The organism is Paenibacillus sp. LK1 (assembly GCF_002750415.1).
GTDB classification, from domain to species: domain Bacteria; phylum Bacillota; class Bacilli; order Paenibacillales; family Paenibacillaceae; genus Paenibacillus; species Paenibacillus taichungensis.
In genome coordinates this window covers 236744-252604 of sequence record NZ_PEII01000010.1, presented here as the reverse complement: position 1 = coordinate 252604, position 15861 = coordinate 236744, and the positions used below count along the sequence as shown (strand labels likewise).

At 47.3% G+C, this 15861-nt stretch carries 13 protein-coding genes; 12 read left to right on the top strand and 1 reads right to left on the bottom strand.

Going from position 1 to position 15861, the window contains the following annotated elements; translation table 11 throughout:
- Positions 1-140: 140 nt before the first annotated feature.
- The 6 genes from CS562_RS22390 (at position 141) to CS562_RS22365 (ending at position 5489) form a co-directional block, all read left to right on the top strand.
- Positions 141-1940, top strand: a complete 1800-nt coding sequence (locus CS562_RS22390; RefSeq protein WP_180287203.1) for a helicase-associated domain-containing protein — start codon at positions 141-143, stop codon at positions 1938-1940.
- Positions 1941-2081: 141 nt separating this feature from the next.
- Complete coding sequence (locus CS562_RS22385; protein ID WP_076288222.1) at positions 2082-2519, top strand: YlbF/YmcA family competence regulator; 438 nt, start codon at positions 2082-2084, stop codon at positions 2517-2519.
- Positions 2520-2598: 79 nt separating this feature from the next.
- The gene (locus CS562_RS22380; protein ID WP_063565591.1) at positions 2599-2862 is read left to right on the top strand and encodes a YlbG family protein; all 264 of its coding nucleotides are present in this window, start codon (positions 2599-2601) and stop codon (positions 2860-2862) included.
- Between the two features lie 216 nt (positions 2863-3078).
- Positions 3079-3516, top strand: a complete 438-nt coding sequence (locus CS562_RS22375; RefSeq protein WP_063565592.1) for a hypothetical protein — start codon at positions 3079-3081, stop codon at positions 3514-3516.
- Between the two features lie 131 nt (positions 3517-3647).
- Positions 3648-4565, top strand: coding sequence for a selenium metabolism-associated LysR family transcriptional regulator (locus CS562_RS22370; RefSeq protein ID WP_076288223.1), 918 nt, complete (start codon positions 3648-3650; stop codon positions 4563-4565).
- A 63-nt stretch (positions 4566-4628) separates the two neighbouring features.
- Entirely contained in the window at positions 4629-5489 is an 861-nt protein-coding gene (locus tag CS562_RS22365) for a PHP domain-containing protein (RefSeq protein ID WP_099858254.1), read from the top strand.
- Positions 5490-5867: 378 nt separating this feature from the next.
- Here CS562_RS22365 and CS562_RS22355 read toward each other — a convergent pair whose 3' ends face one another.
- On the bottom strand, positions 5868-7634 hold the full coding sequence (locus tag CS562_RS22355; protein WP_099858253.1) for an Rqc2 family fibronectin-binding protein: 1767 nt from the start codon (positions 7632-7634) through the stop codon (positions 5868-5870).
- 313 nt (positions 7635-7947) lie between these two features.
- On the opposite strand from CS562_RS22355, the gene CS562_RS22350 reads away from it, so the two are divergent.
- From CS562_RS22350 to gmk, 6 genes are all read left to right on the top strand, one after another.
- Positions 7948-10812 (top strand): calcium-translocating P-type ATPase, SERCA-type, encoded by a 2865-nt coding sequence (locus CS562_RS22350; protein ID WP_099858252.1) that lies wholly within the window; start codon positions 7948-7950, stop codon positions 10810-10812.
- A 186-nt stretch (positions 10813-10998) separates the two neighbouring features.
- A complete protein-coding gene (gene dapF, locus CS562_RS22345; protein WP_076288227.1) occupies positions 10999-11832 on the top strand; it encodes a diaminopimelate epimerase in 834 nt (277 codons plus the stop codon).
- A gap of 176 nt (positions 11833-12008) precedes the next feature.
- Entirely contained in the window at positions 12009-13898 is a 1890-nt protein-coding gene (locus tag CS562_RS22340) for a bifunctional homocysteine S-methyltransferase/methylenetetrahydrofolate reductase (RefSeq protein WP_099858251.1), read from the top strand.
- 19 nt (positions 13899-13917) lie between these two features.
- Positions 13918-14817, top strand: coding sequence for a YicC/YloC family endoribonuclease (locus CS562_RS22335; protein ID WP_076288229.1), 900 nt, complete (start codon positions 13918-13920; stop codon positions 14815-14817).
- 51 nt (positions 14818-14868) lie between these two features.
- On the top strand, positions 14869-15129 hold the full coding sequence (remA, locus tag CS562_RS22330) for an extracellular matrix/biofilm regulator RemA (protein ID WP_006209218.1): 261 nt from the start codon (positions 14869-14871) through the stop codon (positions 15127-15129).
- Between the two features lie 13 nt (positions 15130-15142).
- Positions 15143-15715, top strand: coding sequence for a guanylate kinase (gene gmk / locus CS562_RS22325; RefSeq protein WP_024631121.1), 573 nt, complete (start codon positions 15143-15145; stop codon positions 15713-15715).
- The last annotated feature ends 146 nt before the right edge of the window (positions 15716-15861 follow it).

Here is a 15861-nt window from a genome sequence, read left to right as displayed (position 1 = left end):
TTAAAATAATGGGAAAGGCATGATAAGCAATGCATACACAAGGTAATCTGGATATAAAATCATTAAAAGAGCTTTCATGCGTTGAAAGAACGGTACTCGGTGTGATTTTCTGCAAATTTGCCGGACAACCCTTTTCCAACATGTTGACATCAGCAGAGTGGGCTATGGATGGTCTTAGCAGAGCTGAAGCAGTAACCGCGTTTATAGCGCTTCGGCATAAAGGCTGGATCAAAGCTGTGCGCAAGTCTTGGGGAGAACGCCTGTATTACATACCAGAATCACTACTTTCTTTGTTAACTATTGCCTATGTGGCACGGGTCGAACAGTTCGTTCAGCAGAAAGTGCATGTATTACAGGATGAAATGACACAAGCTAAGTCCATATCCATTAGTGAAGTCCAACACGTGAAGATTATTCGAGAGGCTAAGCCAGATATTGCTGCAGAGCTTCTGCATGTATTGGCTTGGATGGTAAGAGAAGGTCAAGCCCAAGGAGGACTTCCATTAACAAGTAAGGGAACGATCCACAAGAAAATAGTGCAGCGATTAAGCCGAATGACAGTTCTGGGCCCTGAAGACTTTGCCGAACTAGGTATTTGCTACGATCATGAAGATGTGTACCCGGTCCATGTGGCCCTTGTGATTGATTTGCTGCTCAGTCTGGGTTTGATTGAACAGACGCATAATCGGATGAATGTGTCACCTGACCGTCTTTCTCACTGGTTAACGATGCCGTGGTCTTCAATGCACCGAGAAATTTATAGCGTATGCATGGACCGATATGGTATAGCGGAGCCTAAACTTCAGCATTTTCGTCAGCAATTGCTAATGTTTGCTTCACGGGGAAATGAATGGTTGAGTATTCCAGCAGGAACTTTAGACCACGATGGGCAGGAAGATGTAATTGAAAGCAGAGAGAGTGGAGGTTTTTCAAGATTAAACTTCTTAAAACATATCCGGGGGTGGCTCAATGTTCTGGCAGGTTTAGGATATGGGGAGGTGGGTGAGTCAGCAGCAAGAGAGCTTTTTTTTCGCTGGCAGATTGATCCTGAAATCTTACTGAACTTGGCGAATGATGAAGCGGAACATGCCGAAAAGAATACCATTTTTGTGCAGCCTGACTTTGAAATTATGGTCCCGCCAGATGTAACCCCCAAGGTCCGCTGGAATCTGGACATTGGTGCAGAACTTATGAGTCGTGATCGAATGTCCATATATCGGATTACGAAGGAACGAATCGTTGTAGCATCCGAGATCGGTCTTACAGCGGATGTAATGATAAACTTCCTTAAACGCTATGCTGGCTCGGGAGTACCTGAGCATGTGGAGCTAGCAATCCAGCAGTGGGGACAGGAGGCAGAGAGACTTCACATGGATGCTGGACAGAACGTTAATCAGGATGAAGCAACGGATGAAGTCAAGAAAAAGGATACATGGATATATGAATCGAGAAGTGAATTACTTGAGAAGTTGAACCGCACAGAGTTGGAAGTCATTGCAGATGAATCCATTGTCGGAGCAGATGAGTTCAAAGACGAACTTAAGGTACCGAAGGAACTCTTTTATATTCGTGGGAGAGTTGGGCTCATTCAAGACGACTCCAAACTTCACACGTATGAACAGGATCATTCCATCACGGAACAATCGGGTCTTTATCCCGGATACGGAGAGATTCCGGAGATGTGGCATAACGAGTGGCGAGGGTATCATGTGTCTACGGCTCGTCAGATTGCTGCAAAAGCCATTGAATGGCAGACAAAACTGGGTCTGAAGCTGGACAGCAGTATCATTTATGTTATCCCCGATCAGATTCAGGGTCATGAAGATTGGACTCTAACGGGCTGGTACATATCTGATGGTGGAACAGATCCCGCAGAACGCCGTACTTTTTCGCCTAACGAATGGAACCAGATTCGCCTTATTATTCCGAACCATGCATAAACTTGATCGACTTTGCCAAAGCAGATCGCCTGTTCCCTTTATTTCTATTTGCAGGAAAAACTCTTCTTAACTTTTCGGGGATATGATATGATGAAGTAGTCTACGTTAAGTAGAACTTTATATATAGATAGGATGAATTTCATGAGCGTAGCGGAAATGAACACGGTCGATATGGCCCAAGTGTTAACGGGCGCATATGAACTGGGCGACATGATTAACCAATCAGCCGAAGTATCGGATTATTTATATTGGAAGCAGCAAGTGGAGACGAACCCTGAAATTCAGGCGGGAATACGCAAGCTGGACGCCAAAAAGGAACTATTCGAAGAAACCCAGCGTTTTGGGCATTTTCACCCGGACTATCACGCCGCAAAAGATCAGGTTCAGGCTTTAGAGCTTGAATTGGAACATTTCGAGGCGGTAGCCCGCTTCAAACAGGCGGAGAAGGCATTGGACGATATGTTGTTCCAGATGTCGGAGACGATTGCATTCGCCGTGTCAACGACCATTAAGGTACCGAGCAATGATCCGAATCCGAAGGGCGGCTGCGGTAGCGGAGGCAAGTGTGGTTGTAGCTAAGATTTGATCAGAAAAAAATTCATGACAGACCGGACCTTTCCAAGGCTCCGGTCTCCATTATAGAAAGGCGGGGAAAATGATGTTTGCGGAAAGGACAGGATTCATTATTTGGGTCAGTGATTTGAAAGCGGCTCGTAATCTCGAAAAATATGGTACCGTTCATTACATCTCCCGCCGTATGCATTATGTCGTCATGTATGTTAATGCAGAGCGGGCTGAAGATACGATGAAAAATGTGAACAGACTTTCCTATGTGCGCAAGGTCGAACGTTCCTACCGGAATGAGATCAAAACAGAGTATGCTAGCAAAACGATGGACAAAACGAGTTTTTACGGGATATAACAAAATGGTTTGGAAATGTACAGTGAACTTGTTGCCACTGTATATTTCCAAACGATTAACCAGAGGGGCCCTTCGGGGCCGCTCTTTTATTGAATTATGCATAAACTGGATTTTGTGAAAAATACTGAAGTTACGCCTTGAGATTGCGGGACTTATGTTGTAATATATTGGGTAAACAAATAGATAGAAAGTCCTATCTGGTGGAGAGTGATTCCCATGCGTGATAAGGTGATGCAACGTTGGAGCACGTACGAGCCTTTTTTCGTGGCTCTTGGAGACAAAAAAGTGGCCGACATCGTCATTACCAATCATGCCAAGATGCGGTATGCAGACCGTATTGAGCCGGCACGTAATGATGATGACCATATTGCGGCATGGTTATGGGAGTGTCTGAAGCAGGACCGTATTACACCATACTACCGTAATGAGCAGGATGTTTACCTGATTGACGAAGATCTGGTCGTGGTTGCTGAATTTTCTGAACTTGAAGGGGAATATGATATCGCTGGCAATCCGCTTCATAAGATGATTGTTGTTACGTTTCTGGGAAAAATGTCCGAGACAATTGAACTGCGGGATTTAAAATCGTATTATTCTTGGCTAAGACATTCAAGACGAATGACTCTTGTCAAGAACAGTCGTAAGCATAAGTAAGTTTGGAATAATCCATATTTTCGAATTGATAGATTCAGGTTACATCGCATGCAGACAAGCTGCATGCTTTTTTTGTTGGAAATCATGAAATCGGCTACAATGGGGTAAGCGTACAGAAGAGGGGCGAAGATATGAATTTTCATCAATTGCATATTTTTTATACCGTAGCAGAGAAGGGAAGTTTTTCAGCGGCTGCGCAAGCACTACATATGACACAACCTGCGGTGACGATGCAGATTCAATCGCTTGAGGATTATTTTGGGACCAAGCTGCTGCATCGTTCTACCAAGAAAATAGAATTATCCGAGGCGGGTCGGACATTACTGCCTCACGCCAAACGCAGTGTAGAGTTGGTCAGACAAACAGATGAAGCGATGTCTGCGTTTACACAGATGCTCCAAGGCAGATTGCAGCTCGGGGCAAGTTTGACGATTGGTGAGTATGTGTTGCCACGAATGCTGGGCCCTTTTGCTCGCCAATACCCGGATATTTCGATCGTTATGAAAGTGATGAATACTACGCAAATTATGGACGATATCCTAAAACATCAGCTTAACTTTGGACTGATTGAAGCGCCAGTTCACCACCCGGATATGATTGTAGAGCCGGTCATGCAGGATGAATTGAAGCTGGTTGTCCCGGCAGGACATGCACTGGCAGATCGTGGTGAAGTAGAGCTGGAAGATGTGCTGAGCTACGCATTTGTACTGCGGGAGAAAGGCTCAGGCACCCGTCAGGTGATGGAAGATCAGTTGCAGAAGAGAAATATAGATCCGCAGGACATGAATGTGGTGATGGAACTTGGCAGTACAGGTGCTGTGAAATCCGCCGTGGAAGCGGGTGTGGGTATCACGATGTTATCCCCGTCGTCGGTTCAGCATGAACTAGCTCTTGGACTGGTTCATATCGTGGATATTCGTGGGCTTGAGTTCAAACGACAATTCTATGCTATACATCTGAAATCTTCATTACTTCCCTTATCGGCAGTAGCTTTCCTGAATTATTTACGTCAGCATGAGCAGACAACATCAGAAGGACGAGCGGAATAAGAGGATTATATAATGTGAAAATTAGTTCAGCTAATCATTTGATATAAGAAGGAGCTGTTATTCATGCATCAATCTAACGGACGTTGTGATCTTCATACGCATAGCCAAGCGTCGGACGGAATGCAGCCACCTGCCGAGAATGTAAAGCTTGCCAAACAAAGAGGACTGTCTGCGGTTGCGCTGACGGATCACGATACTGTAGCGGGGGTAGCCGAGGCACAGCGGGCTGGCCGTGAGTATGGAATTGACGTTGTGGCAGGGGTAGAGATAAGTACCCGAGCGGATGGCAAGGATATTCATGTGCTGGGGTATTATGTGAATACAGAAGATGAGAAATTTCTGGAACGACTGCGCGGGCTTCGAGAAGCGAGGGAAGAACGCAATCATCTGATCATCGCCAAACTGCAGGAGCTTGGACTTGAAATCAGTTGGCAGGAGGTCATTGATGGCTTGGGCCGACCACTGGAACCAGATGAAAGCATCGGTAGACCTCATATGGCCGATGTGTTGGTACGGAAAGGTTATGCAGCTGATATGAGGGATGCGTTCAATCGTTATCTGGCTGAAGGTCAACCGGGCTATGTGTCGGTTCCCCGAGTTGCACCGGAAGATGCATGTCAGTGGATTAAAGATGCAGGTGGTGCTGCTGTTATTGCTCATCCTGGTTTATACGCAGACGATGAATTGGTTCGTCGTATTCTGGTGGACGCCCAACCTGACGGTATTGAAGTGGTTCATTCGGATCATGGACCAGAAGAGGAACTCAGATATGCGGAGTTGGCACGGGAATTTGGGCTCATTCAAACAGGTGGTTCAGATTACCATGGTGTAAGACAAGGGGTAGTATTCCATGGGGATCTAGGTAGCAAAACGGTAACCATTGATGTACTCGATAAACTCCGGGCTGCAGCCGGGAAGTCTTGATTCGGAAACTCTCTTCATTTGTTGCATGAGACTGGGGGAGAAGAGATCGGTTGTCATCGTGCTAAAATTGAATATGAAATAAAGAAGGACATAGAGATGGGGTGAGTGTTAGTCGCTATCCATGTCTTTATGTCCTTTTTGATTGCATATAATTAGGCTAGGTGATGGAATAATTCACCCATGTGCCGCGAGCAGCTCCAAGACGTTCAAATAACTGCTGTGCCCGCTCGTTGGTTGCTGCTGTGATCCAGGACATGTAAGCACATCCAATCACCAGTTTAAGTCCATGGTTTTTTGAGAAACAAAGAAAATCCCCCCCCCGAACAGTCTATTGTTCTGGGGGATTTTACGTTGTTTTACAGGATTGAAGCAAACAACTTATCCATTTTTGATCGTGGATGGCAAACTTTTAACCAGCTCTTCGTTCGGCGTCACAAACAGGGTCTTCTGGTGGTCATAAATGACAAAGCCTGGTTTGGAGCCACTTGGTTTGCGGACATGTCGGATAAAGGTGTAATCCACCGGAACGCTGCTGGATTCTTTGGCCTGACTGAAGTAAGCCGCGAGTTGTGCAGCTTCCTCCAGGGTTGCTTCGCCAAAATCAGTGCTGCGAATGACGACATGTGAACCCGGGATGTCTTTGGTGTGCAACCAAGTGTCATTGGAAGAAGCCAGACGGTTGGTGACGTACTCATTTTGCAGATTGTTTTTACCTACGAGAAGTTCAATTCCCTCTGAAGAAGTAAACTGATGCACGGTAGGGCGGTCGTTTTTCTTTTTCTTTTTGCCTTTTTTGTTGCGGTCACGAAGATAACCCTGTTGCACAAGCTCATCGCGAATTTCCTCGATGTCGTTCATGGATGCGATAGACAGTTGCTGGAGCAGATTGTCGAGATAGTCAATCTCGTCTTTCGTTTTTCCAAGTTGCTCATGAATAACAGCCAGACTGTTCTTGTATTTGTTATATCGTTTGAAATAACGTTGAGCGTTGTCAGACGGTGTAAGTAATGGGTCAAGCTGAATGGTAATGTTCGCTTGATCTTCATCATAGAAGTTCACAAGCTCCACACTTTTGTCCCCTTTACTAACCTGATGCAGGGAGGCAAACAGCAGCTCACCCCATAATCTGAATTTATCCGCATCGTCAGCTTCCAGCAGATCCTTGTTCAGGTTGTCGAGCTTTTTGATGTTTTTGCTGCGCTCATTTTGCAGGAAACGAAGCAGATCGCTCACTCTTTGCTTGACAGTGTCCCGCTCGGCCTTGTCTCCGAAATAATCCTCCATACACTTGCTCATCGTGTCATAGGTTTTCTCTGCGTCCTGAATGCTCTGAAGCTGAACGGCCGAGAAAATCATTTTGCCTTTGGCGTTCTGCCCAGTCACAGGTGTATAACTATTATCTCTTACTGGTCCCATGACGGACTCAAAAGCAGTCCAAAGTGCATCGGCTTCGATTCGAACCTCACCTTCACTTGCAGCTTGATCGTCACCTTTAATAGCAGACACCCGAGAGGTAATCTCCCCTGCAATCAGGGGACTAAGACCGCTGAATGAATTTACCAGCCAGCGAGAAGCTTCTTCTTCAGCAGCAGTATAGCTATTTTGGAATTCAGTGCTGCTCACTTCTAGTGGATTGCTTTTATGTTGCTCTGGTGGTTCGGTGTACGAAAATCCAGGCATAATGACCCGGTAGCTACTGATGGACGGGGTTACGTGATGAATTCCATCCAGAATCGTTCCTGTTATCGGATCGACCAAAACAATATTACTGTGACGCCCCATCAGTTCAATGATGATCCGTTTGACCGAAACATCACCCAGTTCATCACGTTGACGCACGTCAATATGAATAATCCGCTCCATGCCAATCTGACGGATCTCCTCGATGATCGCTCCCTCACAGTGTTTGCGCAGCAGCATGCAAAACATTGGAGCTTCAGTAGGGTTAATAAACGTCTTTTCGGTAAAATGCACACGCGGATAAGTCGGGCTAGCCGAAATAAGCAATTTGCTATTTCCACGCTGAGCACGGAGGGTCAGTACAACATCATGCCCGTTAGGTTGATGTATTTTGCTGATGCGTCCGCCCTTGCAGCCTTGCAGTTCATGTACGATAGCTCGTGTTACGATGCCGTCCAATGCCATTTTTTTCAACGTCCTCTCTATCTATAACTGAAATGAACACCGGGATATGTAAAAAGAACCCGTTGCAGATTCGTATTCGTTTACATAGCAAAAACTCGGATTGCAACTGCGTGTATGACCGCAGACCTTTATTTTAGCTTATTCTGCCCATCAGGGAAAGGATTCGCCATCGGGTGCTAATTAGGGTCCTGTCCGAATACATATAGAGCAGGTAGTTTGTCCGGCATCGCGTACAACCTGTTGATTAGCATAGCCGGTGAAGTAGGTGTGACGTTTTACAGAGGAAATACAGACTGGGAGGGAATTTTGAAGCATGGAACATACCAAGTGGCACCAACTAAGCGTTGAAGAGCTTCGTAACACTCTTGGCGTCAGTCTTGAGGAAGGGTTAACCGAAGAAACTGCAACAGAAAAGAGGAAGGCCGCCGGTTCGAATGAGCTGAGCGAAGGAAAGCGCATATCTCCAATTACATTATTGCTTAATCAATTTAAGGACTTCATGGTTCTGGTGTTGATGGGGGCCACACTGGTGTCCGGATTGCTTGGAGAATACTTGGATGCTGTAACGATTGTTGCCATCATCGTCCTTAATGCCATTCTTGGATTCGTACAAGAATTCCGGGCGGAGCGTTCTCTTCGTGCATTGAAACAATTGTCGGCTCCACTGGCCAAAGTGTTAAGGTCGGGTCAGGAAGCTCATCTTGCAGCCAAACTTCTGGTGCCAGGGGATATCGTGCTTGTGGAGAGTGGTGATCGTATTCCTGCCGATGTGCGCTGGCTGTCCACAAATAGCCTCGATGTGGAGGAATCTGCGCTCACTGGTGAATCAGTTCCTGTAAGCAAACATTGCCGTCCCATAGCAGCGGATGACGTACCGCTAGGAGATCAGAAGAACATTGGATTCATGGGGACGATGGTCACTCGCGGTACAGCCAAGGGCGTTGTGATCCGGACAGGCATGGATACCGAGATGGGCAAAATCGCCGACCTGATCCAGAATACGGAGGAACAGGAAACACCGCTGCAACACAGGCTGGAACAGCTGGGTAAAATTTTGATTTTTGTGGCGCTCGGATTAACAGTCATGGTTGTTGTTGCAGGAATTCTGCATGGACAACCGGCAGTAGGCATGTTTCTGGCAGGGGTCAGTCTTGCAGTTGCCGCCATACCAGAGGGTTTACCAGCGATTGTAACGATTGCGCTTGCCCTGGGTGTACAGCGTATGATCAAGCGAAAAGCGATTGTGCGCAAGCTTCCTTCCGTCGAAACCCTTGGTTGTGCCTCGGTCATCTGTTCGGATAAAACGGGCACGTTGACCCAGAACAAGATGACGGTTACGGACGTGTGGCTGGAGGGACGCAGCATCAAGGTCACCGGGGATGGTTATGCACCGGAAGGACAGATGCTGGAGAATGGTCGTACCTTGGAACTGAAGAGTGACCAGACATTGCGGAGAATGCTTCAGATCAGCGCACTATGTAACAATGCCAGTATTATCGAGAGTGTTGCAGATGAGATGCGGAATAAAAAGAAAGGCAAAGAGACAAATAAGGATAGTAAGAAAGAAGCGAAGAAAAGTACAAAGAAAGATCATGTTAATGAAACGGTCAAGGAAGACAGCGTGGTATGGGAGCTGAAAGGCGACCCTACGGAAGGGGCACTCGTAACACTGGCCTCCAAAATGGGGCTTACCCCAGCTGGTCTCAAAGAGTTATATGCACGTGAGCAGGAATTTCCGTTCGATTCTGATCGGAAGCGGATGTCCGTTCTGGTTCATCATCAGGGTGGGCGCACGATCTACACTAAAGGTGCACCGGATGTGCTGATTGGGCAATGCAGCTACATTTTGTGGGAAGGCAATGTTGTACCTTTCACAGGAACGCTGCGGCAGAAAGTCATGGCGGCGAACGAGAATATGGCGGGTTCTGCACTGCGGGTTCTCGGGATGGCTTACCGCGATGTACGGCCAGATGAAAAAGTAGAGAATGAACATGCTGCCGAGAGCCAACTCGTCTTTGTCGGGCTTGCAGGCATGATTGATCCACCGCGGCGTGAGGCACGGGATGCAATTGCGACTTGTCGCAGAGCAGGCATACGTACCGTTATGATTACCGGTGATCATGGCACAACCGCAGAGGCTATCGCCCAGCAGTTGGGTATCCTTCCACGAGGTGGGGCTTCACTTAGCGGCCAGCAATTGGCGGGCATGACGGATGAGCAACTGGATAAACAGGTGGAGGGCATTTACGTGTTCTCACGAGTATCACCTGAGCACAAACTGCGGATTGTAAAATCATTGCAGCGCAAAGGACATGTCGTAGCGATGACTGGAGATGGCGTGAACGACGCACCAGCCATTAAAGCAGCAGACATCGGTATTGCGATGGGAATTACCGGCACGGATGTGACGAAGGAAGCATCGGCGTTAATTCTGAGTGACGATAATTTCTCTACTATAGTAGCTGCAATTGAAGAAGGACGTAATATTTATGAGAACATCCGCAAGTTTATCCGGTATTTGCTGGCATCCAATGTTGGCGAGATTTTAACGATGTTTTTCGCGATGATGATGGGATTACCTTTGCCACTCGTGCCGATCCAGATTCTGTGGGTCAACCTGGTGACGGATGGATTGCCAGCAATGGCGCTCGGTGTGGATCAGCCGGAAAAAGATCTGATGGAACACAAGCCGCGTGGTTCCAAAGAAAATATTTTTGCCAGACGACTGGGCTGGAAAATTGTCAGTCGGGGTGTGTTGATCGGGCTTTGTACACTTGGGGCCTTCTGGCTTACCCTACAGGCGGCGCCAGATCAACCAGGTCAGCTCATTAAAGCTCAATCTGTTGCCTTTGCAACGCTCGTTTTGGCACAGCTCATTCATGTATTTGACTGCCGTAGTTCCCGTTCCATTTTCCACCGGAATCCATTGCAGAATAAATATTTGGTGTTTGCCGTCATTTCATCTATCGTGCTAATGCTGGCGGTCATGTATGTAGAGCCGTTGCAGCCTATCTTCAAAACCGTACCCCTGGGTATGCGTGAATGGGCCATTTCCATCGTTGCCGCAGGTATTCCAACCTTCCTTATGGGAGTGGGCAGTGTGTGGGGAGGTCATCGCAACCGTCGCCGCATGGGCCCTGGGCGCTTCGTACCGAAAAGTACAAAGTTTTCGGCATAAAATCAATAGCAATTGCTTATCGTTTTCGTTATGCTATCCTCAAAATGATTCGAGGCGAGATTCCTCGGCATTTTGCAGGATAGCTTTTTTTATTGGGAATGTTGGATATGAATATCCAGGGTATCCTGTAGAGAGAAGCAAGAATAACGCTTTGGCAGCAGACTGCCAAAAGGAGTGGGCAAGGTTATGGAATTTACAAAAATGCACGGACTCGGCAACGATTTTATTGTTGTGTTTGGAGAACAACAGCTTCCGGCTGATGCCGCAGAATTGGCTGTAAAATGGTGCAACCGTTTCTTCGGCATCGGTGCGGATGGCCTGGTTTATATACTTCCTTCAGAGAAGGCGGATTTTCAGATGCGCATCATGAACTCGGACGGCTCGGAAGCAGAGCAATGTGGCAATGCCATACGCTGTGTATCCAAATATGTATATGATCACGGCCATGTGACCCAAGAACAGATTACGATAGAAACCATCGGTGCGGGTGTACAACCAGTAAGCTTGAACATTCGTGATGGTAAAGTGGAAACCGTTCGTGTGGATATGGGAGAGCCTATCCTGAATGGACTTCAGGTTCCAACCACCGTGGATGCCAATCCGGTGGTGGATCATTCCATCGAAGCAAATGGACAGGAGTTCAAATTTACGGCAGTCTCCATGGGTAATCCTCATGCAGTCATTTATGTGGATGATGCTGTGAATTTTGATCTCTCGACATGGGGGCCACTACTTGAGGTTCATCCCATGTTTCCGAAAAAAATCAATGTAGAGTTCGCAACGGTTCGCGATCGCGGCTATGTGGACATGCGTGTGTGGGAACGCGGTGCTGGACCAACACTTGCCTGTGGAACCGGAGCTTGCGCAACACTAGTATCATCCGTTCTGAACGGACATACGGATCGTACAGCGGTGATCAGCCTCAAGGGTGGCGATCTTCATATTGAGTGGAACGAAGCCGACAACCACGTGTACATGACGGGACCTGCTGAAGTTGTTTTCAAGGGAGTCACTTCGTAAAGAATACGTTTAAATGAGGAGGCCTTAGGGCCTCTTTTTTTGCAATTATATGAATTCCTACTAGTCTAGAGGGTTATAGAAACTGAATTTCACGAAAAACCTGTGTTTTTCTTCGTTTTCAGATGTTTTTTGTGTTACATTAGTATGAAATGATCAGTCAGGCGGGGGGAAAAGGGATGAAGGCGGATTTACGCAGTGTAATGCAGGAACGGGTCCTCATAGGGGATGGGGCGATGGGAACTTTCCTGTATCAGATGGGATTCCCGGTAGGGATTTCTTATGAAGAGTTGAACTTGATATCACCTGAAGTGGTGGCAGATGTGCATCGTCGTTACCGCGATGCAGGTACGGAAATTCATGAAACCAATACGTACTCTGCCAATTACGATAAGTTGTCCAAGTTTGGTCTGGAGTCCAAGGTCGAGGATGTCAACCGTGCCGGTGTGCGTATCGCCAAAGAAGTAGCTGGCGCAAACGGTTATGTTCTTGGCGCGGTTGGCTCCATTCGTGGAGGAAAGCGGACGAACGTATCAACAAGTGAATTGAAGCGTTTCTATCAGCAACAGATTTTTGCACTGCTCGATGAAGGAGTCGACGGTATTCTGCTCGAAACCTTCTATGATATCGAGGAGATGGATATCGCCCTCCTGCAGGCTCGCAAGCTGAGTGATCTGCCCGTGATTGGACAGTTCGCTGTTGAGGATGTAGGGCACACACTGGATGGATATACGATGCCAGAAGCTTTCCGAATCATGCGTGAGCAAGGGGCAGACGTCATTGGTTTTAACTGCCGTTCCGGTCCAAACGGAATTATGCGGGCGATGGAGACGGTGTCAGGCCGTATCGGTGTCCCAATGTCTGTTTATCCGAATGCGGGTGCAGCGGATTACGTCGATGGTCAGTTCCGTTATGGAGCGTCCCCGGAATACTTCGGACAGACGGCAGTGCAATTCGCTGATCTGGGCGCACGTATCATCGGAGGTTGCTGTGGTACGACACCTGATCATATTGCGGCAATTGCCCAGGCTCTTGTTGAATACACACCTGTTCCAATATTGGAACCTGACCCATCCGAGTCGAAACCGCGTATTATCCTGCATGAGAATGTAGATGAACGGTCTGGACGGGGTGGGCAGCCTACGATTGTGGATCTAGTCAAACAACGCCATACGGTCATCGTCGAACTTGACCCACCACGTGATCTCGACATTGCGAAGTTTATGAAAGGTGCCGAGACATTGAAAGCGGCTGGTGCAGATGCGTTAACATTGGCTGATAATTCCCTAGCGGTTACCCGGATGAGTAATATGGCTCTCGGCCATCTTGTTCAGGATCGTACAGGTTTGCGCCCGCTGGTGCATATTGCATGTCGAGACCGGAATCTGATCGGGACACAATCGCACATGATGGGATTTGATGCTCTAGGCATTAATCATGTACTCGCTGTAACAGGTGACCCTGCACGATTTGGAGACTTGCCCGGATCAAGCTCGGTATATGATCTAACTTCTTTTGAAATTATACGTATGATCAAGCAGTTGAACGACGGCGTATCCTTCTCCGGTAAACCGCTCAAGCAGAAGGCGGGATTTGTTATCGGTGCCGCATTTAACCCAAATGTGAAACATCTGGATAAGGCTGTACAGCGGCTTGAGAAAAAGATTGCTTCCGGAGCCGATTATATTATGACGCAGCCGATATACGATCCTGAACTAATCGTAGCCATGCATGAAGCGACCAAGCATCTGGAAGTGCCGATCTTTGTAGGGGTAATGCCCTTAGCCAGCGGACGAAATGCCGAATATCTACATAATGAGGTTCCGGGTATTCATCTGTCGGATGAAGTGCGTTCCCGGATGGCTGGTCTTGAAGGCGAAGAAGGTCGAGCGATGGGTGTGAAGATCGCTAAGGAGCTTCTGGATGTAGCAACAAAACATTTCAAAGGAATCTATTTAATGACTCCATTTATGTTCTATAGTATGACGGCCGAACTGACCCAATATGTGTGGGAGAAGTCGGAGCATCAATGTCCTACTTGTTTCAACCCTAATAATCAATTACAATAGTGTAACGGATGTGATGCCGATGTCATTCAGTATGACCGGATACGGTCAATCCGCCTTTCATTTTGGAGGCTATAAGGTACAATTGGAAATCAAGTCTGTCAATCATCGTTATTGCGAAGTGATGATGCGTCTCCCAAGAGAATGGACGTGTTATGAAGACGGATTGAGAAAAAAGGTACAGAGCCGCTTAAAACGTGGGCGGATTGATGTTTATGTAATGAAAGAAAAAGATGAAGACCAGGCTCTTCCCGCTGTTCTGAATGAGCAGGCGGTCAGGGCCTATCTTCAGGCCGCAGAGCAATTGGAGAGCCGCTATGGTATGCAGGGCAAACCGAGTATTATGGATATGCTGGCACTTCCAGATGTCATGGTTCATTCGGATGGGACGAGTTCGCTTCCGGAAGAGCAGAAAGACGAATGGGAGCGTGTCCTGCAGCAGGGGTTGGAAGAGGCTTTATCCGGTCTGGAGCAGATGCGCGCCCGCGAGGGTCTTCATCTGGCCAGTGATCTGGAACGACGTGTCAGTCGTCTGGAATCACTGCATACCGAGATGCTTGCTCTTGCGCCGACTGTGGTGAGTGATCATCGCAACAAGTTAAGACAAAGGCTTACGGAAATGCAGGAAGAAGGCTCTTTCCCTTTTGACGAGCATAAATTGGGTATGGAAATTGCTATGTTTGCCGATCGTTCTAACATAGAGGAAGAGCTTACGCGTCTACTGAGTCACTTTGGACAGAGCAGGGAGCTGCTGAAAAGTGATGAGCCAGTAGGCCGCAAGTTGGACTTTCTTATTCAGGAGATGAATAGGGAAGTCAATACGATTGGATCAAAAGCCAACCATTTGGCTCTGGTGAACCGTGTTGTCGAGATGAAGGCGGAACTGGAGAAAATTCGTGAGCAAGCGGCGAATATCGAATGAACGGTCATATTTCGGCAAAAGAGTCGCATGTATAGGGGGAAGAACCTGATTATGGCAATCAAACTCATTAACATTGGATTCGGTAACATCGTATCGGCGAACCGGATTATATCCATCGTGAGTCCGGAATCGGCGCCGATCAAGAGAATTATACAAGAGGCAAGAGACCGTCATATGCTGATAGACGCAACATACGGAAGACGTACTCGTGCCGTTATTATTACGGATAGCGATCATGTCATTCTGTCTGCAGTTCAGCCAGAAACGGTCGCCCATCGTCTTTCTTCGAAAGATGATGACAACGACGAATAAAATGGAGTGTAATATGTCTAAGGGATTACTGGTAGTGTTGTCCGGCCCATCAGGGGTCGGGAAGGGTACAGTATGCAGCGCTTTGCGCAAACGGGTGCCGGAATTGATTTATTCTGTATCGGCAACGACTCGTCAGCCACGTCTGGGTGAGGAACATGGCGTCAATTATTTCTTTAGAAGCCATGAAGAATTCCTGAACATGATTGCTGAAGATCAATTGTTGGAACACGCAGAATATGTAGGGAATTATTACGGAACACCGCGTGATTTTGTGGAGAAAACGATTAACGAGGGCCGGGACATCATTCTTGAGATTGAAGTTCAAGGCGCGTTGAAAGTGAAAGAAAAGTTCCCGGAAGGGATCTTTGTATTTCTGTTGCCTCCTTCATTGGACGAGCTTAAAGATCGCATTCAGGGCCGTGGTACGGAAAGTCAGGCGACGATTGATCATCGGATGTCCGTCGCGGTAGATGAGATCAGTCTGCTGGAGCAGTACGATTACGCTGTCGTTAATGATGAAATTGATTTGGCGTGTAAACGAATAGAAAGCATCATTATCGCCGAACATTGTAAGATCAATAAATAATCCAATTGCCGCCGCAAAATGCGATAATCAGTGGAGCTGCTGTCATAGTATATATGTAGAGCAGCTCCAGTCTGGTTAGTGTATCCAGCGGTGCACCATGATTCCGTCAGGCGGCGAATTGTGATTATACTAATGCAAAGAGGTGT

What these genes read in the sequence shown, in the direction of transcription:
- CS562_RS22390 (WP_180287203.1), top strand. Translation starts at nt 141, where the DNA reads ATGTTGACATCAGCAGAGTGGGCTATGGATGGTCTTAGCAGAGCTGAA.
- CS562_RS22385 (WP_076288222.1), top strand. Translation starts at nt 2,082, where the DNA reads ATGAGCGTAGCGGAAATGAACACGGTCGATATGGCCCAAGTGTTAACG.
- CS562_RS22380 (WP_063565591.1), top strand. Translation starts at nt 2,599, where the DNA reads ATGTTTGCGGAAAGGACAGGATTCATTATTTGGGTCAGTGATTTGAAA.
- CS562_RS22375 (WP_063565592.1), top strand. Translation starts at nt 3,079, where the DNA reads ATGCGTGATAAGGTGATGCAACGTTGGAGCACGTACGAGCCTTTTTTC.
- CS562_RS22370 (WP_076288223.1), top strand. Translation starts at nt 3,648, where the DNA reads ATGAATTTTCATCAATTGCATATTTTTTATACCGTAGCAGAGAAGGGA.
- CS562_RS22365 (WP_099858254.1), top strand. Translation starts at nt 4,629, where the DNA reads ATGCATCAATCTAACGGACGTTGTGATCTTCATACGCATAGCCAAGCG.
- CS562_RS22355 (WP_099858253.1), bottom strand. Translation starts at nt 7,634, where the DNA reads ATGGCATTGGACGGCATCGTAACACGAGCTATCGTACATGAACTGCAA.
- CS562_RS22350 (WP_099858252.1), top strand. Translation starts at nt 7,948, where the DNA reads ATGGAACATACCAAGTGGCACCAACTAAGCGTTGAAGAGCTTCGTAAC.
- dapF (WP_076288227.1), top strand. Translation starts at nt 10,999, where the DNA reads ATGGAATTTACAAAAATGCACGGACTCGGCAACGATTTTATTGTTGTG.
- CS562_RS22340 (WP_099858251.1), top strand. Translation starts at nt 12,009, where the DNA reads ATGAAGGCGGATTTACGCAGTGTAATGCAGGAACGGGTCCTCATAGGG.
- CS562_RS22335 (WP_076288229.1), top strand. Translation starts at nt 13,918, where the DNA reads ATGTCATTCAGTATGACCGGATACGGTCAATCCGCCTTTCATTTTGGA.
- remA (WP_006209218.1), top strand. Translation starts at nt 14,869, where the DNA reads ATGGCAATCAAACTCATTAACATTGGATTCGGTAACATCGTATCGGCG.
- gmk (WP_024631121.1), top strand. Translation starts at nt 15,143, where the DNA reads ATGTCTAAGGGATTACTGGTAGTGTTGTCCGGCCCATCAGGGGTCGGG.